The sequence below is a fragment of the Psychromonas algarum genome (assembly GCF_004376845.1).
In the GTDB taxonomy this organism is placed as follows: Bacteria; Pseudomonadota; Gammaproteobacteria; order Enterobacterales; family Psychromonadaceae; genus Psychromonas.
In genome coordinates this window covers 1-22,281 of record NZ_SNUW01000012.1, presented here as the reverse complement: position 1 = coordinate 22,281, position 22,281 = coordinate 1, and the positions used below count along the sequence as shown (strand labels likewise).

The 22,281-nt window shown below is 38.0% G+C and carries 18 protein-coding genes, 3 tRNA genes and 1 pseudogene; 18 read left to right on the top strand and 4 right to left on the bottom strand.

Translation table 11 applies throughout. From position 1 onward, the window contains the following. Positions 1–40 precede the first annotated feature (40 nt). The 9 genes from grpE (at position 41) to E2R68_RS11670 (ending at position 8,002) form a co-directional block, all read left to right on the top strand. Complete coding sequence (gene grpE, locus E2R68_RS11710; RefSeq protein WP_134277874.1) at positions 41–643, top strand: nucleotide exchange factor GrpE; 603 nt, start codon at positions 41–43, stop codon at positions 641–643. A gap of 210 nt (positions 644–853) precedes the next feature. After that, complete coding sequence (gene dnaK, locus E2R68_RS11705) at positions 854–2,773, top strand: molecular chaperone DnaK (RefSeq protein ID WP_134277873.1); 1,920 nt, start codon at positions 854–856, stop codon at positions 2,771–2,773. Between the two features lie 102 nt (positions 2,774–2,875). Continuing rightward, positions 2,876–4,000, top strand: coding sequence for a molecular chaperone DnaJ (gene dnaJ / locus E2R68_RS11700; protein WP_134277872.1), 1,125 nt, complete (start codon positions 2,876–2,878; stop codon positions 3,998–4,000). Between the two features lie 339 nt (positions 4,001–4,339). Beyond that, positions 4,340–4,984 (top strand): UvrY/SirA/GacA family response regulator transcription factor, encoded by a 645-nt coding sequence (gene uvrY, locus E2R68_RS11695; protein WP_134277871.1) that lies wholly within the window; start codon positions 4,340–4,342, stop codon positions 4,982–4,984. Between the two features lie 76 nt (positions 4,985–5,060). Next, a complete protein-coding gene (gene uvrC / locus E2R68_RS11690; RefSeq protein ID WP_134277870.1) occupies positions 5,061–6,893 on the top strand; it encodes an excinuclease ABC subunit UvrC in 1,833 nt (610 codons plus the stop codon). Between the two features lie 137 nt (positions 6,894–7,030). After that, entirely contained in the window at positions 7,031–7,585 is a 555-nt protein-coding gene (pgsA, locus tag E2R68_RS11685) for a CDP-diacylglycerol--glycerol-3-phosphate 3-phosphatidyltransferase (protein WP_134277869.1), read from the top strand. A gap of 163 nt (positions 7,586–7,748) precedes the next feature. Then, positions 7,749–7,824, top strand: a tRNA-Gly gene (locus E2R68_RS11680). Between the two features lie 8 nt (positions 7,825–7,832). Continuing rightward, a tRNA-Cys gene (locus E2R68_RS11675) sits at positions 7,833–7,906 on the top strand. A gap of 10 nt (positions 7,907–7,916) precedes the next feature. Then, positions 7,917–8,002: transfer RNA gene (locus E2R68_RS11670), tRNA-Leu, on the top strand. Positions 8,003–8,111: 109 nt separating this feature from the next. On the opposite strand, the gene E2R68_RS11665 is transcribed toward E2R68_RS11670, so the two are convergent. Together E2R68_RS11665 and tesA are read right to left on the bottom strand one after the other, a co-directional pair. Then, on the bottom strand, positions 8,112–8,987 hold the full coding sequence (locus tag E2R68_RS11665; protein WP_134277868.1) for a DMT family transporter: 876 nt from the start codon (positions 8,985–8,987) through the stop codon (positions 8,112–8,114). A gap of 69 nt (positions 8,988–9,056) precedes the next feature. Continuing rightward, positions 9,057–9,668: a multifunctional acyl-CoA thioesterase I/protease I/lysophospholipase L1 gene (tesA, locus tag E2R68_RS11660; protein WP_134277867.1), complete on the bottom strand. Its 612-nt coding sequence runs from the start codon at positions 9,666–9,668 to the stop codon at positions 9,057–9,059. On the opposite strand from tesA, the gene E2R68_RS11655 reads away from it, so the two are divergent. The 7 genes from E2R68_RS11655 (at position 9,667) to E2R68_RS11625 (ending at position 17,091) form a co-directional block, all read left to right on the top strand. After that, entirely contained in the window at positions 9,667–10,353 is a 687-nt protein-coding gene (locus tag E2R68_RS11655; protein ID WP_134277866.1) for an ABC transporter ATP-binding protein, read from the top strand. The genes tesA and E2R68_RS11655 overlap by 2 nt on opposite strands. Beyond that, positions 10,350–12,764, top strand: coding sequence for an ABC transporter permease (locus E2R68_RS11650; RefSeq protein ID WP_166738853.1), 2,415 nt, complete (start codon positions 10,350–10,352; stop codon positions 12,762–12,764). Before E2R68_RS11655 ends, E2R68_RS11650 begins: the two co-directional genes overlap by 4 nt. 227 nt (positions 12,765–12,991) lie before the next feature. Beyond that, entirely contained in the window at positions 12,992–13,261 is a 270-nt protein-coding gene (gene rpsO, locus E2R68_RS11645) for a 30S ribosomal protein S15 (protein ID WP_028870486.1), read from the top strand. 421 nt (positions 13,262–13,682) lie between these two features. Then, entirely contained in the window at positions 13,683–14,642 is a 960-nt protein-coding gene (locus E2R68_RS11640) for an ABC transporter substrate-binding protein (RefSeq protein WP_134277864.1), read from the top strand. A 12-nt stretch (positions 14,643–14,654) separates the two neighbouring features. Next, entirely contained in the window at positions 14,655–15,560 is a 906-nt protein-coding gene (locus E2R68_RS11635; RefSeq protein ID WP_134277863.1) for an ABC transporter permease, read from the top strand. Then, positions 15,557–16,360 (top strand): ABC transporter ATP-binding protein, encoded by an 804-nt coding sequence (locus tag E2R68_RS11630; protein WP_134277862.1) that lies wholly within the window; start codon positions 15,557–15,559, stop codon positions 16,358–16,360. The genes E2R68_RS11635 and E2R68_RS11630 overlap by 4 nt, the downstream gene beginning before the upstream one ends. An 83-nt stretch (positions 16,361–16,443) precedes the next feature. After that, the gene (locus E2R68_RS11625; protein ID WP_134277861.1) at positions 16,444–17,091 is read left to right on the top strand and encodes a TenA family protein; all 648 of its coding nucleotides are present in this window, start codon (positions 16,444–16,446) and stop codon (positions 17,089–17,091) included. Positions 17,092–17,134: 43 nt separating this feature from the next. Here the strand turns inward: E2R68_RS11625 and E2R68_RS11620 are convergent, their stop codons facing one another. Next, positions 17,135–17,803 (bottom strand): glutathione S-transferase, encoded by a 669-nt coding sequence (locus tag E2R68_RS11620; protein WP_134277860.1) that lies wholly within the window; start codon positions 17,801–17,803, stop codon positions 17,135–17,137. A 241-nt stretch (positions 17,804–18,044) separates the two neighbouring features. On the opposite strand from E2R68_RS11620, the gene pnp reads away from it, so the two are divergent. Beyond that, positions 18,045–20,156, top strand: a complete 2,112-nt coding sequence (pnp, locus tag E2R68_RS11615) for a polyribonucleotide nucleotidyltransferase (protein WP_134277859.1) — start codon at positions 18,045–18,047, stop codon at positions 20,154–20,156. A 629-nt stretch (positions 20,157–20,785) separates the two neighbouring features. Here pnp and E2R68_RS13920 read toward each other — a convergent pair. Beyond that, entirely contained in the window at positions 20,786–20,956 is a 171-nt protein-coding gene (locus E2R68_RS13920) for a hypothetical protein (protein ID WP_166738852.1), read from the bottom strand. A 221-nt stretch (positions 20,957–21,177) separates the two neighbouring features. Here E2R68_RS13920 and E2R68_RS11610 point away from each other — a divergent pair. After that, positions 21,178–22,062, top strand: a pseudogene (locus E2R68_RS11610) (DUF6236 family protein); the annotation flags it as partial. Between the last annotated feature and the right edge of the window lie 219 nt (positions 22,063–22,281).

Genomic DNA, 22,281 nt, shown 5'->3' with positions numbered 1-22,281 from the left:
TATAAAATTGACCAATATTAATGTTAGGTAGGATTGAAATATGAGTGAAGAACAAAAAAACACAGTTGAAGAGCCGATTGAAACTGTTTTAGGTGATGATGTAGCAGAACAAAATGCTGAAGTAGAAGAAGTTGCTGCTGAGCCTGTTGATGAGCAAGCTCTTAAAATAGAAGAGTTAACTAAAAAGTTAGCTGTTGCAGAAGAAGCGATTGCAGAACAAAAAGATGGCATTGCTCGTGCCACTGCATTTGCTCAAAATGAAATTCGTAAAGCGGGTATCGATGCTGAAAATCGTCGAAAATCAGTATTAAAAACATTTGCGAATGCATTAACGCCTGTAGTAGATCATTTAGAGCTAGCTATTCAACATGCTGACAAAGAAAATGAAGCGATTAAGCCTATGCTTGATGGCGTTGAAATGACGTTAACTGAACTATTAAAAGCAATTTCAAGTATCGGTATTCAACAAATTGATCCTGTGGGAGAAGTATTAAACCCAGAAAAACACCAAGCAATGAGTATGCAAGTCGTTGAAGGTGTTCCTGCTAACCAAATCGTTGCAGTAATGCAAAAAGGTTATGAACTAAGCGGTGGTCAAGTTATTCGCCCTGCAATGGTTGTGGTTGCAAAAGCTGCTGATTAATCATCTTGTTAGATGGTAATGACACAAGGTGCTTCGGCACCTTTTTTTATGGCAATTTAAATATTTTTTAATAAATATACATTTATTTTGTTAATTGCCCTTGAAACAAAAAAATACCCCCTTATATATAAAGTATCAAACAGGCACTGCAAATTGCAGATGAGCCAACTAAACAAGTAACAACTATTAACAAGTGTGGAGAGAGTTAAAATGGGTAAAATTATCGGTATTGATTTAGGTACTACAAATTCATGTGTTTCTGTACTGGATGGTGATGTAGCAAAAATCATTGAAAACGCAGAAGGTGAACGTACAACTCCTTCAATCATTGCTTACACAGAAGACGGTGAAATCCTAGTTGGTCAACCAGCTAAACGTCAGGCTGTAACTAACCCACAAAACACTTTATTCGGAATTAAACGTCTAATCGGTCGTCGTTTCGAAGATGAAGAAGTACAGCGTGATCTTAAAATCATGCCTTATAAAATTATCAAGGCTGATAACGGTGATGCATGGGTTGAAGCACGCGATAAAAAAATGGCTGCTCCACAAATCTCTGCTGAAGTTTTGAAAAAAATGAAAAAAACAGCTGAAGATTACCTAGGTGAAAAAGTATCTGGTGCTGTAATCACTGTTCCTGCTTACTTTAACGATGCGCAACGTCAAGCAACTAAAGATGCTGGTCGTATCGCTGGTCTTGATGTTAAACGTATCATCAATGAGCCAACAGCTGCTGCATTTGCTTACGGTGTTAATAACTCTAAAGGCGACAGCACAGTTGCAGTATACGATTTAGGTGGTGGTACATTTGATATCTCAATCATTGAAATTGATGAAGTAGATGGCGAAAAAACATTTGAAGTATTATCAACTAACGGTGATACACACTTAGGTGGTGAAGATTTCGATAACCGTTTAATCAACTTCTTAGTAGGCGAGTTCCAAAAAGAACAAAACTTCGATCTAACTAAAGATCCACTTGCAATGCAACGTGTTAAAGAAGCAGCTGAAAAAGCAAAAATTGAATTGTCTTCTGCACAACAAACAGAAATTAACTTGCCATACATCACTGCTGATGCAACAGGTCCTAAACATTTAAATGTTAAAGTTACTCGCTCTAAATTAGAGTCTTTAGTAGAAGATATGGTTAAAGCAACACTTGAACCTCTACGTCTTGCTCTTAAAGATGCAGATCTTTCTGTTGGTGAAATCGATGACGTTATCTTAGTTGGTGGTCAAACACGTATGCCTCTAGTTCAAGCAACTGTTGCTGAATTCTTTGGTAAAGCTGCTCGTAAAGACGTGAACCCTGATGAAGCGGTTGCAATGGGTGCTGCGATCCAAGGTGCTGTACTTTCTGGTGACAAAACTGACGTTCTACTATTAGACGTTACGCCGTTATCTTTAGGCATCGAAACAATGGGCGGTGTATTAACGAAAGTTATCGATAAAAATACAACGATTCCAACTAAACAGTCACAAACGTTCTCAACGGCTGAAGATAACCAAAGTGCGGTAACAATCCACATTCTTCAAGGTGAGCGTAAACGTGCTGCAGACAACAAATCTTTAGGTCAATTTAACCTAGAAGGTATTCGTGCTGCTACACGTGGTACACCACAAATCGAAGTTACTTTCGATATGGATGCGGATGGTATCTTGCATGTATCTGCTAAAGATAAAGATACAAACCAAGAGCAAAAAATTACTATCAAATCAAGTTCAGGTCTATCTGACGAAGAGATTGAAAAAATGGTAAATGACGCAGAAGCAAATGCTGATGCGGATAAGAAATTTGAAGAAGTAGTAACGGCTCGTAACCAAGCAGATGCAATGGTTCACGGTACTAAGAAACAAATTGAAGAAGCAGGTGATGCTCTACCAGCTGACGAGAAAGAGAAAATAGAAGCTGCAATTGTTGAAGTTGAAACTGCGAGCAAAGGTGAAGATAAAGCTGAAATCGAAGCTAAAACTCAAGCACTTGCAGAAGCGTCACAAAAGCTAATGGAAATTGCTCAACAAAAAGCACAAGCTGGTGAAGCTGGTGCAGAGCAACCTGAAGCTAAAGCTAAGCAAGACGATGATATCGTTGATGCTGAGTTTGAAGAAGTAAAAGACGAGAAAAAATAATTAGGTAACCCCTAATAAGTTATATCGTTTCAACTCGCGGGTTATGGATTTATCTATAATCCGCGTGTTTGTTTTCAATAAACAGAGATTTGAGAAATATCCATGTCTAAACGTGATTGTTATGAAGTACTTGGTTTAAGCCGAGATGCGACAGAAAAAGAAGTTAAAAAAGCTTATAAACGCTTAGCGATGAAGTACCACCCAGATCGTACTAAAGGTGATGACGCGCTAGAAGAAAAGTTCAAGGAAGTAAAAGAAGCTTACGAAATTCTTAGCGATCCTCAGAAAAAAGCAGCATTTGATCAATATGGTCATGATGGTGTTAATCAACAAAGCCAAGGTGGTCACGGTGGTTTTGGTGGCGGTGGTTTTGACGATATCTTCGGTGATATTTTTGGTGGTGGTCGTCGCGGTGGAGGCCAACGTGCACAGCAAGGTTCTGACTTACGTTACAATATGGAACTGACGTTAGAAGAAGCTGTTAAAGGTATTTCTAAAGAGATTGAAATCCCAACATTAGTACATTGTGAACAATGTAATGGTTCAGGTGCTAAAAAAGGCACAGATGCAAAAACTTGTGGTACATGTCATGGCCAAGGCCAAGTACAAATGCGTCAAGGTTTCTTTGCGGTTAACCAAACTTGTCCTACTTGTCGTGGTAAAGGTAAGATCATTACTGATCCATGTAATAAATGTCATGGTGACGGTCGTTATGAGCGTAGTAAAACATTATCAGTTAAGATTCCTGCTGGTGTTGATACAGGCGATCGTATTCGTTTAAGTGGTGAAGGTGAAGCCGGAGAACATGGTGCTCCAGCTGGTGACTTATACGTACAAATGAATGTTCGTCCTCATGATGTATTTGAGCGTGATGGCAATGATTTATATTGTGAAGTGCCGATCAGCTTTACTGAAGCTGCTTTAGGTGGGGAAATTGAAGTGCCTACTTTAGATGGCCGTGTTAAATTAAAAATACCAGCTGAAACACAAACTGGCCGTATGTTCCGCATGCGTAATAAAGGTGTTAAATCAGTTCGCAGTCATTCTGTTGGTGATTTAATGTGTAAAGTGACGGTAGAAACACCGGTTAAATTATCAAGTAAACAACGTGAGTTATTAAAAGAGTTTGAAAACTCACTGTGTTCGAGCAGCAGCAAAAAACACAAACCAAAATCAGAAGGTTTTTTAAATAGTTTAAAAACGTTTTTTGATGATATTAGTAAGTAAGTTGAACTCTTATTAATATAGGCCACTTTTAAGTGGCCTTTTTTATATCTAATCGTAGATAGTTTGATAGTATGTATGTCACTTAATTGATGACTTAATTTTCATAATGAAAATAAGAGCATTGCTTGTTTAAATGTGTTAAAAAGTCTAAATAATTAGGTGAAGATATATTATTAGAATAATAAATAATCTACCTTTTATGATAATTGTTAACTAGCTCAGAACATCACTCTTTTTATATATGCGATAGCTGACTGAGTCGGTACTATACCTAACAAATTTTTACACTCACCTGTTTAGTATCATGAGTAATTTATTACTCATACGGAGAAAATTTTAGTGATAAATATCCTGTTGGTCGATGACCATGAATTAGTTCGTACAGGGATAAGCCGTATCATTGATGATGTTCGAGGCATGAAAGTAATTGGCGAAGCTGAAAGCGGAGAAGAAGCTGTTAAGTGGTGCCGAAGTAATGAACCCGATGTGATTTTGATGGATATCAATATGCCCGGGATCGGTGGTCTTGATGCGATGCATAAAATTTTACGCATCAATGAAGACATTAAAATTATTATGCTAACCATGCATACAGAAAACCCATTTCCAACAAAAGTAATGCAAGCGGGGGCCGCAGGTTATTTAAGTAAAGCGGCAGCACCTGAGGAAGTATTAAATGCTATTCGTGCAGTTAATTCAGGACAACGTTATTTAGCGCCTGAAATTGCACAACAGATGGCATTGTCACAATTATCTCCAAGTAATGAAGACCCATTTAGTGTGTTGTCTGAGCGTGAATTACAAATCATGATCATGATAACTAAAGGCCAGCGAGTGGTTGATATTTCAGAACAGCTTAATTTGAGCCCTAAAACCATTAATAGTTATCGTTATCGATTATTTGATAAATTAGGTGTTCATGGAGATGTTGAATTAACACATCTTGCCATTCGTTATGGCATGTTAGATGCTGATACACTTTAGCATTTAATAAAGGCACCTTGCGGTGCCTTTTTCTTATATTCGATTTGTCATCTATTCAGTAAAGTAAATTTAGCCTATGCCAAAGTTTAACTCTGATGCTTTTTTAAAAACGGTAACAACTGAACCTGGTGTTTACCGAATGTTTAACGATAAAGATGAGATCATCTATATCGGTAAAGCTAAAAACCTTAAAAAGCGTTTAAGTAGCTATTTTAGTCTTACCCAGAAACATCCTAAAACATTGGCTTTAGTCAGTCATATCGTGCGTATTGAAGTGACCATTACGCATACTGAAACAGAAGCGTTAATACTCGAACATAATTTTATTAAGCAACATAAACCTAAATATAACGTGTTGCTACGTGACGATAAGTCTTATCCATACTTATTCTTAAGTGACCATAAACATCCGCAGCTGACTTTAGTACGCTCTCAAAATAAAAAGCGTAAAGGAACCTATTTTGGGCCTTATCCAAGTGGTGGTGCTGTGCGAGAAAGTTTGCATTTAATGCAAAAACTTTTTCCTATCCGCCAATGTGAAGATAGTTATTATAAAAACCGCTCTCGTCCTTGCTTACAGTACCAACTTAAGCGTTGTCTTGGCCCTTGTGTCAATGCCATGCCTGAGCAGGAATATACTCATCAAGTTGAATTAGCTACGTCCTTTTTACAGGGTAAAAGCCAGCATGTCATTGAAAAATTAGTGACTGAAATGGAGTCGGCAAGCGAGGCTTTGGAGTTTGAGAAAGCTGCGGTAAGGCGAGATCAAATTCAGTCTTTAAAGAAGGTACAAGAGCAGCAGTGGGTGAGTGGTGAAGTTGAACAACTAGACGTATTGGGTTTTGCTTATCAACATGGTGTTGCCAGTATTCATATGCTTTTTATTCGTCAAGGTCGAGTATTAGGGAGTCGTAATTACTTTCCTCAAGTACCTAAAAATAGTGCTGAAGAAGAAATCTTAAGCAGCTTTTTAAGTCAATTTTATTTGTCTGGGCAAAATGGTAGGGCAATCCCTCGTGAAATTCTATTAACAAATGATTTTAGTGATCGAGAAATATTTGAAGATCTATTTTCTGAACATAGTGGTTATAAAACTAAACTTAAAATTGTTATGCGGGGCGAGCGTTTACGTTTTACTAAACTTGCTAAAACTAATGCCAATATTGCATTGAGCACTCACTTGAGCCAACAAAAATCCATTCAACAGCGTTATAGCTTATTAGAAGATAAGTTAGAGTTAACACAACCTATTTCTCGTATGGAATGTTATGACATCTCTCATATGATGGGTGAAAAAACAGTGGCTTCTTGTGTTGTATTTAATCGTGAAGGCGCTAAAAAATCTGACTATCGCCGTTTTAATATTACGGGAATTACACCTGGCGATGATTATGCTGCCATGGGACAGGTGTTAGCACGGCGTTTTAAGGATGTGCAAAGCGAAGAGACAACGCCCGATATTATTTTCATTGATGGTGGGTTAGGGCAATTAAGCCAAGCTGAAACGATTATTAGTTCACTCGAACATAACTTTCCTCATAAGTACCCTTTATTAATTGGTATCGCAAAAGGAGTAACCCGTAAAGCAGGTTTAGAAACGTTAATATTAGCTGATAGCCATGAAATATTAGAGATAGATAGTCACTCACCTGCTTTACACCTGATCCAGCAGATCCGAGATGAGTCGCATCGATTTGCGATCATGGGGCATAGACAGCAGCGAGATAAAGTAAGACGAACGAGTACCTTAGAAGGTATTGCAGGTGTTGGGGCTAAACGCCGACAAATGTTACTGAACCATTTTGGTGGTTTACAGGGCGTTAAAAATGCGAGTGTTGATGAATTAACTAAGCTCAACGGTATTAGTAAAAACTTAGCTGAAACTATTTATGAAGTGTTACATCATTGATACCTGTCTTAAGTGTTGTTAAAAATAAAGTAAGAAAGAGTAAGATTAATTTTAATTGTCGCTTTTATGAGTTAAGTATTTGCAAAAGCAAAGCATAAAATGCCAAAATGAGAGGGCTTACCTTAAAGGATATTTTAATGCTTAACATTCCCAATATATTAACCAGTTTTCGAATTCTTTTGATCCCTGTATTTGTAGTTGTTTATTACCTACCCATGACATGGTCTGCAGGAATGGCCGCTTTTATTTTTTGGTTAGCGGGAGTGACAGATTTATTAGACGGTTATTTAGCTCGTCGTCTTAATCAACAAACTGCTTTTGGTGCTTTTTTAGATCCGGTTGCAGATAAAATTATGGTGGCTGTCGCTTTAGTGATGATTGTTGAGCATTACGCTGTTATTTGGATCACTATTCCAGCAATGGTGATGATTTGTCGTGAAATAATTATTTCCGCATTACGAGAATGGATGGCTGAATTAGGAGAGCGAGCAAGTGTTGCTGTCTCTTCTATTGGAAAAATTAAAACAGCTTCGCAAATGTTTGCATTATTCTTATTAATTTGGGAATACTCTACATTAATGGAGTGGGTTGGTTTTACTTTCCTATATATCGCAACCGCATTAACGCTATGGTCAATGATTGTTTATTTAAAAGCTGCATGGCCTTTATTAAAAAAGAGTAATGATTTCTAAATTTGCTGAATATATAAACGCTTCGTCTAAAAAAACGTCGAACAGATTAAAAGAAGTAAAAAAGTCGATAATTTATATTGACTCATTGTTAAGAATCATTAGAATGCGCACACATCGAGAGGGGAAATAGTTTACTACTTCTTCTTGAGATAAACATAGTGATGCGGTACTAGCTCAGTTGGTAGAGCACAACCTTGCCAAGGTTGGGGTCACGAGTTCGAGTCTCGTGTACCGCTCCAAATGTTTTGGCGGAATGGCAGAGTGGCCATGCAGTGGATTGCAAATCCATCCACCTCGGTTCGACTCCGGGTTCCGCCTCCATTATAGAATTGCCCGGGTGGTGAAATCGGTAGACACAAGGGATTTAAAATCCCTCGCTCAATAGGCGTGCCAGTTCAAGTCTGGCTCCGGGCACCAATTCTATAAATCAACCAGCTTCTAGCTGGTTTTTTTATGCCTAAAATTTGAGTATGAGCTATTTATCTCTTTTGAAAACTTAGTTTATCTTCGCATCCAACTTTCTCTGTTAGGATTTCTTCTGAATCAATAACCCTGTGATAATTAAAATTAAGCCTATGATTGTTGCTGGATAGATAGTCTCTCCAATAATCTGATTTAATAATAATAATGAGACAAAAGGAGATATGAAAATTAAGTTACTTATTTTACTCGTGCTTTCCGCGTATTTAAGTGCCGTTAACCAAGCGACAAATGCTAATCCCATTTCAAATAATCCAATATAGGTTGCACCTACCCAACCTTGCCAAGCAATTAATTTAATATCATCAAAGATTAATACTGCGAGAAATATCATAGGCATGCTACATAAAAAGCATAGCAATAATGCGATGATCGGTTCTGCATTGTTCTTACTATTAAATATCCAATAACAAGCCCAAAGAATCGTGCTGAGAAGCGCTAAAGTAACACCAAGAGGGCTATCAAAATTAATTGCAAATAAATCACCTTTAGTTGCAATCACTAATGCACCTAAATAGCCTAAAACAATAGCGATGACATCATTTCTACGTAACTTATGACCTAAAACAGGGACGGCTAATAAAGACAAGGTGATTGCCCAAGTATAATTTAATGATTGCGCTTGTTGTGCGGGCAATAAGTCATAGGCTTGAAAAAGTAATGAGTAATATAAAAAGGGATTAATGCCACCCATTAATAAATAGAAAAATGGTTTTTTTAAAAAACTCGATTTAAGTAAAGTCAGTTTGTGCTGAAAATGACAAATGATCACTAATACAATGCTACTAACTAAACTGGCCACTAAGAGCATTTGTAGTGCACTAAAGTAGCTTAATGTGATTTTAAAAGCAGTGGCGACAGTGGACCACATCAATACGGCTAAAAGAGCAAATAAGGTGGCTGTTTTTTGATTTTTAATCATCTACTTCACTCTATGTATATTTATCCTTATTGATAAATACTGTGGTTGCGGTATGTTAATAAATTGTTATTATATTACTTTGCTGAGCGCTTCTGCGACAAATTCTGCAATCCACGGTTGCGCAGCTGCTTTGGGGTGTAAACCATCACTCATCATCCATTCAGGTTGGGTGATCACGTGTTCTAAAAAGAAGGGAAGTAACGGCACTTCTTTTTGCTCACTTAATTTTGGATAAAGCCCAGAAAAAGCGTTGCTATAACGTTGTCCATAATTGGTAGGCACGCGTATTTGCATTAATAATGGTTGCGCATTTTGTTTTTTTATCAGGTCAATCATAGTCGCTAAATTCTGACTAATAATATTAGGTGAAAAACCGCGTAAACCATCATTAGCACCTAATTCAATCAGTACATAATCTGGCTGATGTTGTTGTAATAATGCAGGGAGTCTTGCTAAACCATTGCCGCTAGTATCACCTGAAATACTTGCATTGATAACATTAACTTCTTTGTTTTGTTGTTGTAGCTTTTGAGGTAATAGTACAGGCCAACTTTTCTCCACAGGCATGCGGTAACCAGCACTTAAACTATCTCCAATAATGAGTAACGTGGTACTGTAAGCCAAAGATGAAGATGCCATTAAAATAAAAAATATAAACAATAAGGGAATACGTTTAATCATGAGTCAATCCATTATAAGTGTTGAAAATGTTACAAAATCTGTCATCAGTAATGATAACCAATTATCTATATTAAAGGGGATTTCTTTTAATATTATGGAAGGTGAATCTATTGCAATTATGGGGACATCTGGGGCAGGAAAATCAACATTAATGGGATTGTTAGCAGGATTAGATCAACCAACATCAGGTTCCATTACATTATTAGATTCTACTATTTCATCAATGGATGATGAACAACGTGCAAAAATTCGCAGTGAGTCTATTGGCTTTGTCTTTCAAAATTTTCTATTAATTCCTTCTTTAACAGCATTGCAAAATGTCACTTTACCTATGTTGTTACGTGGTAATGAAGATCAAAAAAACAATGAGCTTAAAGCCAAAGCATTGTTAGAAAAAGTCGGTTTATCCGGTAGAGAAACACATTTACCCACTCAACTATCAGGTGGGGAGCAGCAACGCGTTGCTTTAGCGCGTGCATTTGTAACTCAACCTAAAATTTTATTTGCTGATGAACCAACTGGAAACTTAGATCAGCAAACAGCACAAAATATTATTGAATTATTATTTGCAATGAATACAGAGCAGGGAACAACATTAGTTTTAATTACACATGATGCTGAACTTGCTAAGCGCTGTCAGCGAACGCTGATTATTAATGATGGTCAATGTCAGGAAAGCGTATGAAAGCAAATAAAATGATCATTAGCTGGAGTTGGCGAGAAATTTGGTCAGGCCAATTATGGCCTGTGATGGTGGCATTAACCTTAATCATTGCTTGTGTTGTTGCTTTATCAACCTTAGCGTTACGGGTTGAAAAGGTGATGACAAACCAAGGTAAAACCTTATTGGCTGCGGATCTTGTATTACGCTCCACTAACCCTATTTCACCCTCATTGATTAATCAAGCTGAAGAGGCCGGATTAACGGTTTCAACACAAAGTCGTTTTCAAACCATGGCTTTTAGCGATACCAAAATGCAGTTGGTTACGGTTAAAAGTGTTGAAAGTACTTATCCATTACGTGGAGTATTAAACTTACGTGATGAAACTGAGCAGATAAAACACCAAGTTAACCCTAATGAGTTATGGGTATCGGCCAGGTTATTGTCCATATTAGAAGCTAAGGTCGGAGAAACCGTTGCAATTGGTGATGCAGAATTAACGATTAGCGGTGTGATTATTGATGAGCCTGAATTGGCTTATAACCCATTTAACAGTATTCCTAACTTATTTATCCACAGTAGTAATTTAGAGGGAACAGGGGCTATACAATTAGGCAGTAGAGTTAGACATCGTTTATTTATTAATGGCGAACCAACGACTCTCGCAGCTTTTCAAAGTAACTATGAATTACAAGCTGGTGAAAGATGGGTTGACCAAAATAGTGAAAGTCGAGCTGCTAGGTTGATGGATAAAGCGAAGCAGTATTTATCATTAACTATTTTAATGGTTATTTTAATGGCTGCCGTGACCTTGATTTTAACTTGTCTGCATTATGTTCGTAATCGCAGTGAAACTGTTTCCATGCTCAAAAGCATGGGCTCAAGTAGAGCTTGGTTACGTAGTTGGTTAACAACGCAAGTATTGATCATGTTTGTTGTTGCTTTTGTGGTGGGGAGTTCATTAGGATTATTATTAGAATATTTATTACGTATTCCCTTAGTTGATATCCTACCTAAAGTTTTACCAAGTGTTGGCATACAACCTTTCTTATTCGCTATTGGTGTTTCCCTGTGTATTGGGTTGCCCGCATTATTGATACCATTAATGCGTTTGTTAGATGCGCCTGCTATTAATGTTATTCAAAAACAAACCGTACAATACTCTAAAAAAAGCTGGTGGTTATTGCTGCTCCCAATAACTGCATTAGTTGTTTTCTATGGTAGTAACAAATTGGTTTGGATGGTGTTAGCTGGATTGTTGATCCTCTTTATTGTACTAGCAGGATTGAGTTATGGTTTATTAACTTTATTAGCGAAATTGAAGTGGAGTGCTGCACTGAGTTTAGCGCTGAGCCGAATCAGTCGCTCGCCTAAAAATAGCATGATGCAGTTGGCTGCTTTGTCTGGCTCTTTGATGCTGGTGTCACTTATTTGGCTTGTTAAAAGTGACTTACTAGGAGATTGGCAGCAAACATTATCACCAGATGCACCCAATGTATTTTCTATTAATATCAGTCCTGAACAACGCGCTTCTTATTTACAGGATATAGATTCATTAACGCTGCCCCGTAGTGATGCTTTTGCGATTATTCGTGGACGAGTGACAGAAATAAATGACATTCAAACAACCGATATGGCCGTTTATGAAAGTGCAGAAACACGCATTCTAAGAAGGGAAGTTAACTTTACTTGGATGGATCAGCTACCTGAATATAACGAAGTGGTTGCTGGACAGTGGAGTGGAGAAAAAACGGTATCAGTAGAGCAAAATATTGCTGATGAATTAGGGCTGAAATTGGGCGATAAGCTTACTTTTGAAGTTAATAGTCAAAGCTTTAGTGCCACTATCAACTCATTTAGAGCTGTTGAATGGCAAAGTTTGAAACCTAATTTTGTCTTTATCTTTAGTGAAGATGCTATTGCTGATTTACCTGCCACTTGGATGGTGAGTTTTAGAGCAGAAGAAAATCAAACTGACAGGGTGACTCAATTAGCACGTTCCTATCCAACGGTAACGTTACTAGATTTACGGACAATGGCGAATAAAATTCAAAGTTTATTAAGGCAAATCTCTTGGTCTTTGACTGGCTTAGCTACTTTAGGTGTTATGGCTGGAATTTTACTCATATTTACCTTGTTGCGACTCAGTCTTAATGAACGTAAAAGAGAAATTACCTTGTATCGCACCTTAGGGGCGAGCAAAAAACGTATTAGTCATACATTGTGGGCTGAATATGGTTTATTAGGCTTGAGTGCTGGTATTGTCGCAGCTATTGCTGCTGAAATGATTTTGTTTGCTTTGATGAGGTGGGGCTTTGAATTGCCTGCCCAATTACATCCGGCAATGTGGTTTTTATTACCGCTTCTTGCGGTGTTAATTGTATTTGCTAGTTTAAGCTCTGTGATTAAAGCATTATTGAAACCATTAAGATAAAATGGGATTGGTCAGGCCGATATAAATTCTTCATTTATATCGGTTTATTAACCCCCATTTTCTGTTTATTAACAATTTTAATAGAACAGCTAAAATAAGCCGCTTTTATAGTTGCACAGTCACTATAAAGTCCGTATTATTCGGCGTTCACTTTATCGCTGAATTAGTGATCGGCGATAATAATTAAAATAGGTTATTCACATAACCACAAAATATCGGAGTACGTTATGTCACTAAGTGCAGAACAGAAAGCTGAGATTGTAGCAAAATTTGGTCGCGCAGAAGGCGATACTGGTTCACCTGAAGTTCAAGTTGCATTGTACACAGTACAAATCAACCACCTTCAAGGTCACTTCAAAGAGCACATCCATGATCACCACAGCCGTCGTGGTCTATTACGCATGGTTAGTCAACGTCGTAAATTACTTGACTACTTAAAGCGTAAAAATGTTGCAGCTTACACAGCATTAATCGCAGAATTAGGTCTACGTCGTTAATTTCGACTTAAATCTTGATTCCAAAAAGAGCCTAAGGGCTCTTTTTTTGTTTCTGCTTAATGAATATTTAGCTATTACTCATCAAAGGTATTAGAAGTTGAATTAGATCTATATCGTTTATAAGCACTTAAAATCGACTTAGAGCCTGTTGCTAAAGGAACCTTTAGTTTTTTTGTTGAAAACGACATCAAGCGATGCACAAAAAACAAGCGGCCTAGTCTCAATATTATAAAGAGAGATAAAATCTCTGTCATTATGCAGTGATTTGTTAACTATTTTATCCATTTCCTATTGGTTAAATTAATATTAACTGATACGGTTAGAACTCGTACAATACTGCCTACCCACGTTAAAAGAGTTAACATATCAAAAATTTTATGCTGATCCTTCTAACAATAAAGCTAATTTAAGGGACTAAAATATGAAGCTCAATTCAATTCTTAAAAGTACTCTTCTGGCTGTTGCCGTCATTTCTACTAGTTTACAAGCAAAGCCTGTTTATATTGCCACCACAGCCATTGTTGAACACCCTGCATTAGATGCCGTACGTGATGGAATTAAGTCATCTTTAGTTGAAAATGGTTATGAAGGGGATAACTTAAAGTTCACTTATGAAAGTGCTCAAGGACAGCCTGCTATTGCCGCACAAATTGCGCGTAAAATGGTAGGCGACCGACCTGATGTTATTGTTGCTATTGCAACACCTTCCGCACAAGCTGCGGTTAGTGTAAGTCGTGATATTCCCGTTGTATTTTCTGCAGTAACCGATCCAATTGGCGCTAAATTGGTCCCTAGCTTAAAACAGCCAGGTGGCAATGTGACAGGTTTGTCTGACATGGTAAATGTGAAACAACATTTAGAGTTGATGAAAGAATTTATACCTAATTTAAAAACAGTTGGTGTTCCGTATAATCCAGGTGAAGCCAATTCAGTATCAAGCGTTGCTGCATTAAAAGTAGCTGCTGCTGAAATGGGCATCAAAATTATTGAATCAGCTGCCCCTAAATCTTCTGATGTGATGATCGCAACTAAGCAGTTAGTTGGTAAAGTTGATGCAATCTACTGCCCAATTGATAACACTATTATTAGTGCTGTTGAATCAGTTGTTAAAGTGGGGATTGATGCTCAAATTCCTGTTTTTGCTGGTGATACCGATTCAGTTTCTCGTGGCGCAGTCGCTGCTGTTGGCTATAACTACTTCGATTTAGGTCGTCAAACAGGTGACTTAGTTGTACGTATACTAAAAGGTGAAAAGCCAGGTGAGATTGATGTGAAAATGGCAGAAGGTACAAACTTGTATGTTAATCCTAAAATGGCTAAACGCATGGGTGTAGAGATTCCTGCTGATGCGTTAGCTCGTGCAACCAAAATTATTAAATAAGAACGGATCACAATGTCTCTTTTTTCTTTTTTAGGTACGTTAGAAATTGGTTTGATTTATGGCCTTGTTGCCATTGGTGTTTACCTCACTTTTCGTATCTTAGATTTTCCTGATTTAACCGTTGACGGCAGTTTCACACTTGGAGCTGCTGTTACAGCAACACTGATTGTAATGGGCGTTAATGTGTTAGTAGCAACACTTGCCGGTACTCTTGCCGCAGCATGTGCGGGGCTAGTAACCGCTTGGTTGAACTTACGCTTTGATATATTGCATTTGTTAGCCAGTATTTTAACAATGACTGCCTTATATACCATTAACCTACGTGTGATGGGCAAACCCAATGTCGCGCTTATAATGGAGCCGACCATATTAACACCTTTTGAAGGTTTGTTTGGTCTGCCCGATATGTATATGCGGGTGATATTTGTTGGTATCTGTGCTGTTGCTGGTGGCTTGTTAGTTGCTTGGTTCTTAAGAACACAGTATGGCTTGGCAATGCGAGCGGTTGGCTCTAATAAGCGTATGGCGCAAGCAAACGGTATTGTCGTTAAACAAAAGGTTTATGCTGGTCTAGCGTTGTCTAATGGATTAGTTGGTTTAGCGGGTGCTTTGTTTGCACAAACTAATGGCTTTGCTGACTCAACAATGGGTATTGGTACAATTGTTGTTGGTTTAGCTGCCGTTATTATTGGTCAATCATTATTTGCTAGTCGCTCAATGTACGTCATTGTACTCAGCTGTATTGTCGGTTCTGTGTTATATCGAATCGCTGTTTCTATGGCGCTTAATGCCGATTTCTTAGGTTTTAGTGCATCAGATTTAAATCTGATAACTGCGGTACTTGTTGCTTTAGCATTAATTTTCCCTAAATTACGTAAAGAGTGGAAAGCAAAACAAGCTGCGAGGAATGAAGCATGATTTGTTGTAAAGATTTACATGTAACTTTTAACCGTGGTTTACCCACTGAAAAATTAGCATTACGTGGTATCGATTTAACTATTCCGATGGGTGAATTTGTTACTGTAATTGGCTCTAACGGTGCCGGGAAATCGACTTTATTAAATACCATTGCAGGTGATATAAGCAGTACTAAAGGCAAAATCCTTTTTGGTGAGCGAGATGTTACTAAGTTACCCGCTACGGGAAGAACAGCAGATATAGCCCGAGTTTTTCAAGATCCGTTAGCCGGTACCTGTGGCGATTTAACCGTCGAAGAAAACATGGCTCTTGCTTATGGTCGAGGAAAAAGGGGACGTCTTTCATCAGCTTTAAATAGTAATATGCGTAAGGTTTTTCGTGAACAGTTAAGTCGCTTAAACCTTGGCCTTGAAAATAGACTCGACAGTGAGATGGGATTGTTATCAGGTGGGCAACGTCAGTCAGTTAGTTTGTTAATGTCTGCATTGCAACCAAGTACTATTTTATTATTAGATGAACATACAGCTGCACTGGATCCAAAAACAGCAGCATTAATAATGGATATTACTTCGCAGATCATTGCTGAAAAACAATTAACAGTGATGATGGTTACCCATTCTATGCGCCAAGCTTTAGATCATGGTTCTCGTACTATCATGCTTCACGAAGGTAAAATCATATTTGACTTATCAGGTGAAAAACGTGCTGGTTATGAGGTTAAAGACTTATTAAACCTATTTGCACAAGCGCGCACTGATGGTGAAGAGTTAGATGATGATAAGCTATTGTTAGGCGCTTAATTTTTAACTTTTCAACTTAAATAGAAAGAGCTTTATAGCTCTTTTTTTATTACACATAAAAACATTATGGATGAGGGATTATCATGCGCCCAAGTGAACAATTAAAACAAACTTGTATCGCAGAATGGTCAGCTGCAACTAACCATAAATTTTGTATTGAGCTAGCAGATGGAAGTTTATCATTAGAAAAAATGCGAGTTTATTTAGCTCAAGATTATACTTTCATCGATAACTTTGTGCGTTTAGCGGCATCAGCTATTCATCATGCACCTTCTTTACCAGACCGTTTACCGTTAGCGCATTTTTTAGGGATCATTGCCGGCCCTGAGAATACTTATTTTCAACGCTCTTTTGATATGTTGAATGTGCCTGAATCAGAACGAACAGCGCCTAAATTATTAACACCAACCAGTGATTTCCAAGCGTTAATGCTGAAAGCGGCAAACAGTGGTGAATACGTAAATATGATCGCGGTATTATGTGTTGCTGAATGGGTTTATTTAAGCTGGGCAGAACCAATGGTTGGGGCTGTTGAATCATTACCCTTTTATTTTGGTGAATGGATCACTTTACATTCAGGTGAGTATTTTGAATCTGTCATTGAGCATTTACGCTCTCAACTTGATACTGCATTTAATGAAGCAGATGCAACTCAACAAGCATCAATGCAAGAGTATTTTCAACAAGCTGTATTATTAGAAAAGCAGTTTTTTGATGCTTGTTATCAATAAAAAACAAGTTAAAGCCAACATTTAGTTATTCTATTATGTTGGCTTATTTTGCTCCAAAAATGATGTCTCGATGACAATCTACCCATAATTCATGCTTTGCCATTATTTTGGTAAACATAGGGCTCTGCAAATAATGGTTTAACCAAGCTCTTAATTTAGGATAGGGGGATTGTTGATACCATTGACGTTCCACTTTTGAAAACTGACGAATAAATGGCATTAAAGCAATGTCCATTAAGCTTTCATTATCTGATAATAAATAGCGATGTTGAGTTAATCGTAATTCTAATTGTTGAAGATAAACCTCACATGCTTGTCGGCACTCAACAATATTCTTTTCTTGGTAACGTTTGGCACATTTATAAGCTTCATTTGCAGGAATTAATTCAGCTTCAAAATAATGAATAAGTGACAGCATTTCTTCTAATGTTGTATTGGGCGGGCTTAATAATTGCTGTGGATCATTTGTCGTTAATAGCTTTAGCATTATCTCTAAACTTTCTTCGAGCACCTGTAATGAATTATCTGTTTTTATCACCATCATAGGCACTGTTTTTTTTGTCGATAGGGCAAGCATCTCTGATGGTTTGTTATTTAATTTTATATCACGTAATAAAACAGGCAGATTGGATTTAAAAATGGCAACACGTGCTCGCATCGCATAAGGACAATGACGTAAAGAGTAAAGAATAGGCAATGTTTGAGGTGTCATGATGAAACCTTGGGTATTGTTGGATAGTTGCAGTGTAGCAATTTAGTTTAAGAGACAAATATATGACTTCACATATTTATATCTATTTTTTAAGGTAATTGATAATTATCGCTAATTTATCTCTTTAGTGACGTATAAATCGTAAAAAATTAACCTAAAAAAGTTTAAAAAAAGTCGGGTTGACGTATACTGTGGGCGCGATAAAAAGCATAGAGAAAATTATTTTAATAAAGGAAAAAAAATGACTCCTATTGTAAAAAGTTTCCAGTATGGCGAACATACGGTAACACTAGAAACTGGCGTAATTGCACGTCAAGCAACTGCCGCTGTAATGTGTAGCATGGACGATACTTGTGTATTCGTTTCTGTTGTTGGTAAAAATGCTGATGATCAAGAGCGTGATTTCTTCCCTCTGACTGTTAACTACCAGGAAAAAACATACGCTGCAGGTAAAATTCCTGGTGGTTTCTTCAAACGTGAAGGTCGTCCATCTGAAGAAGAAACGTTAATTGCACGTCTTATTGACCGTCCAGTTCGTCCTCTTTTCCCTGAAGGTTTCAAAAATGAAGTACAAGTGATTGCGACCGTTGTTTCAATCAACCCAGAAGTTAACCCAGATATCGTTGCTATGATTGCAACATCTGCGGCACTTTCTATCTCTGGTATGCCTTTTAATGGTCCTATCGGTTGTGCTCGTGTTGGTTACAAAGAAGGTCAATACCTACTTAACCCAACTAAAACAGAATTAGAAACAAGTGAGCTAGACCTTGTGGTATCTGGTACAGACAACGCAGTATTAATGGTTGAATCTGAAGCTGGTATCTTAAGCGAAGACGTAATGTTAGGCGCTGTAGTATACGGTCACGATGAGCAACAAGTTGTTGTTGAAGCAATCAAAGAATTTGCTGCTGAAGTAGCTCGTCCTAAATGGGATTGGACTGCACCAGTTCGTAACGAAGCATTAGATGCGGCTGTTGCAACTGAAGCACAAGCACGTTTTGAAGCGGCTTACCAAATCAGTGACAAAGGCGAGCGTTACGACGCAATCAAAGCTATCACTGCTGAAGTTAAAGAAAAATTATTAGCGGCTGACGAAGAGTTAGCGGCTAAGCAAGTAGGTGAATACTTACATGATTTAGAAAAAACTGTTGTACGTACTCGCATCATTAAAGGTGAGCCACGTATCGACGGACGTGATCCTGAAAGTGTTCGCGCACTTGACGTTCGTACTGGTGTTTTACCACGTACTCACGGTTCTTCATTATTTACACGTGGTGAAACTCAAGCATTAGTAACAGCTACGCTTGGTACACAACGTGACGCACAAATCATCGATAGTCTAATGGGTGAGAAGAAAGATCACTTCTTATTACATTACAACTTCCCTCCATACTGTGTAGGTGAAACTGGTTTTGTTGGTTCTCCTAAACGTCGTGAAATTGGTCACGGTCGTCTAGCGAAACGTGGTGTATTAGCTGTAATGCCTACGGTTGAAGAATTCCCATACACAGTACGTGTTGTATCGGAAATCACTGAATCTAACGGTTCATCTTCAATGGCTTCTGTTTGTGGTTCTTCTCTAGCGCTTATGGATGCTGGTGTTCCTCTTAAAGCTTCTGTTGCGGGTATCGCGATGGGTCTAGTTAAAGAAGGCGAAGAGTTCGTTGTTCTTTCTGATATCTTAGGCGATGAAGATCATCTTGGTGATATGGACTTTAAAGTAGCGGGTACAACTAACGGTATCACAGCTTTACAAATGGATATCAAAATTGAAGGTATCACTCGTGAAATCATGCAAATTGCTTTAAACCAAGCAAAAGCTGCACGTTTACACATTCTATCTGTAATGGATGAAGCAATTTCTGAAGGTCGTGATGACATTTCTCAATTCGCTCCACGTATTCACACACTGAAAATCAACACGGATAAAATCCGCGATGTTATTGGTAAAGGCGGCGCAGTTATTCGTGCTCTTTGTGAAGAAACTGGTACAACAATTGAAATCGAAGATGACGGTACAGTTAAAATTGCAGCAACATCCGGCGAGCAAGCAGAAGATGCAATCAACCGCATTAAAGCACTGACTGCTGAAGTTGAAGTAGGTACTATTTACACAGGTAAAGTTGTACGTCTAGCTGATTTCGGCGCATTCGTTAACATTCTTCCTGGTAAAGACGGTCTTGTTCACATCTCACAAATCTGTGAAGAGCGTGTTCAAAAAGTTTCTGATTACCTGAAAGAAGGCCAAGAAGTTAAAGTTAAAGTACTAGAAGTAGACCGCCAAGGTCGCGTACGTCTTTCTATGAAAGAAGCAGCAGAGAAAAAAGAAGAAGCGCCAGCAGCAGCAGAGTAATTTTTCTTAAGGTTTGCTTTTAGTTAAGTAAACCTTTGCATAACTTTATAGGGCAAGCTTCGGCTTGCTTTTTTTGTGCCTGTAATAAAGTGGTGGTGTTTTGGTCCGCTGGGTTTAGCCTGCTTTTTTAAATAATAGTCCTTTCCTATGGTGTGCGTAGGAAAGGGTATTTACTCAAGTTTTAGATATCGGGGCGTCTGCGCTCGTCGTGGCAGTTTGATTTTTACTGGCGTTTATTTCGCCCTGTCGGCGATCTCCTTTCTTTTACCAGAAAAGAAAGGAGGCAAAGAAACTGGCTACCGAACCGCTTTCTGATCCAAATAATCAACAACTTTCTTAACGCATCAGTTCATACGGCACGTCCATGTGCCGAATGAACTTACAGCAAACATCCTGTTTGCTGTTGCTGAAAGTTATTAATTATTTGGGAAAGCTCAACGGTGGGCTAGTTGTAGACATGCAGAGTAAGGTTTTATGTTGTGAGTATTCACTTGTCATTTCTGTACTTTAAGCAAAGCGTAAAGGTTAGGTTTTGGGGCGCAGGATTCATCCTGCCTTGGTTTAGATGTGCTTTGATACCTTTATGAATAGGTGTTAAGTCGTCTGCGCTCGTCCGGTCAGTTTGATGTTTATTCACTGTGTTTTCGCCCTGTCGGCGAGTTCATTTTCTTTATACGAACAAAGAAAACAGAACCAAAAGAAACTCGCCCGTAACGTTTTTTAATCTGAATAAATAACTCCCTTCTTAGCGCACCGTTCATACGCCACATCCCTGTGGCGAACTGAACTAGCAACGGCATCCATGCCTTAGCTTGCTAAAGGTAGTGATTGATTCAGAAAAACGATAACGGGAAGTTGATGTAGCCGCAGTGCTTAGTTTCTACAAGGTTAATAGTCCAAATAAGATCGCTTATTTGACTATAAGGCTTTGACAGGTAATGATTTAATTATTATTGTTTTGTTATTTTTTATTTCATAATCCGTTACTATCGTGAATTATGGATAATATGCTGTTAGGCAATACAAACAAAGTGAGTCACTAATGGAAAGAGGAATAATTGCAGCTCCGGTTGCTGTCAAATCAAGACATAAAAATGAATTTTCTCTGAAAGTTGGTATGAGCAATGAGAAGCTTAGGTACTACTTGCTGTATTGGGATGATGTAGTCATTCCAACAAATAGCTTAATGCATTTTGGAATAGAAAATGAAGAACTTCTTATTGAACAAGGTTTAATTAGACGGCCAAGGGTTACCCTCAATCAAATTGGTGGGGATGGTGGAAGATCGCTTTTAGAAGCTCAAGCAATCGTTGCTGAAGCATTAATGGGTATGGAGCCAGGAAAGTGGGTTTTCATGCAGGATGGAGATAGATTAAACCTTGCAGATCAACATTCTGAACTCCGTAGTAATATAACACTAGATATTGCAAATATAATGCCTGTCCCACCTGGAAGTACTCCTATCGAAGATGTTCTTGAATTCAAATATCAAAGAAAAGAACAGCTTGGAGAACTTTGGTATTATTTGGATGAGTTATGTTTACAAGTTCAAAAAGAGCCTGATCGGGCTCTAGCTCAAAACCTTATTGTTACTGATTTTGGTAAAGCAGTAGAAGCCTCTATGAGGGTTACAAAAGAGAGATGGAGAGGATTCCATCTTACAAATTTTAAGCCTTCAATATCCTTTGATTACAAGAACCTAGCTAGTGGAGGTGCGGCTGAATATTTATCAACACTTGTGCCTGCTCTTGATAATGTACCCCAAGGTGTTGCTGCTTTATTTGGTGTAGCTGTTTCTACATTAAAAGTATCAGCTGATATTTCCAGAACACCGATAACACCTAAAACAGCAGAACAACTAAAACTATCATACCTATCAGAATTCAATGGTTTTTTTAGTAGCTAGTATTGCCTAACAAGCGCTTTAAACGGAACAAAAACAGTTGGCTGTTTCGCTCCGCTACACAATTATAGCCAACTATTTTTTCCGCTTAAGCGGGCGTTGAGGCTGTAGAATTTCTCCCAAAAACGCATTTTATGCGTTTTTTCTAATTACCTTTAATTGTACAAAAAACAACCTTGATTGAGCTGACTCTCTGTGATCTAATAGTTATTATTCGCTCAG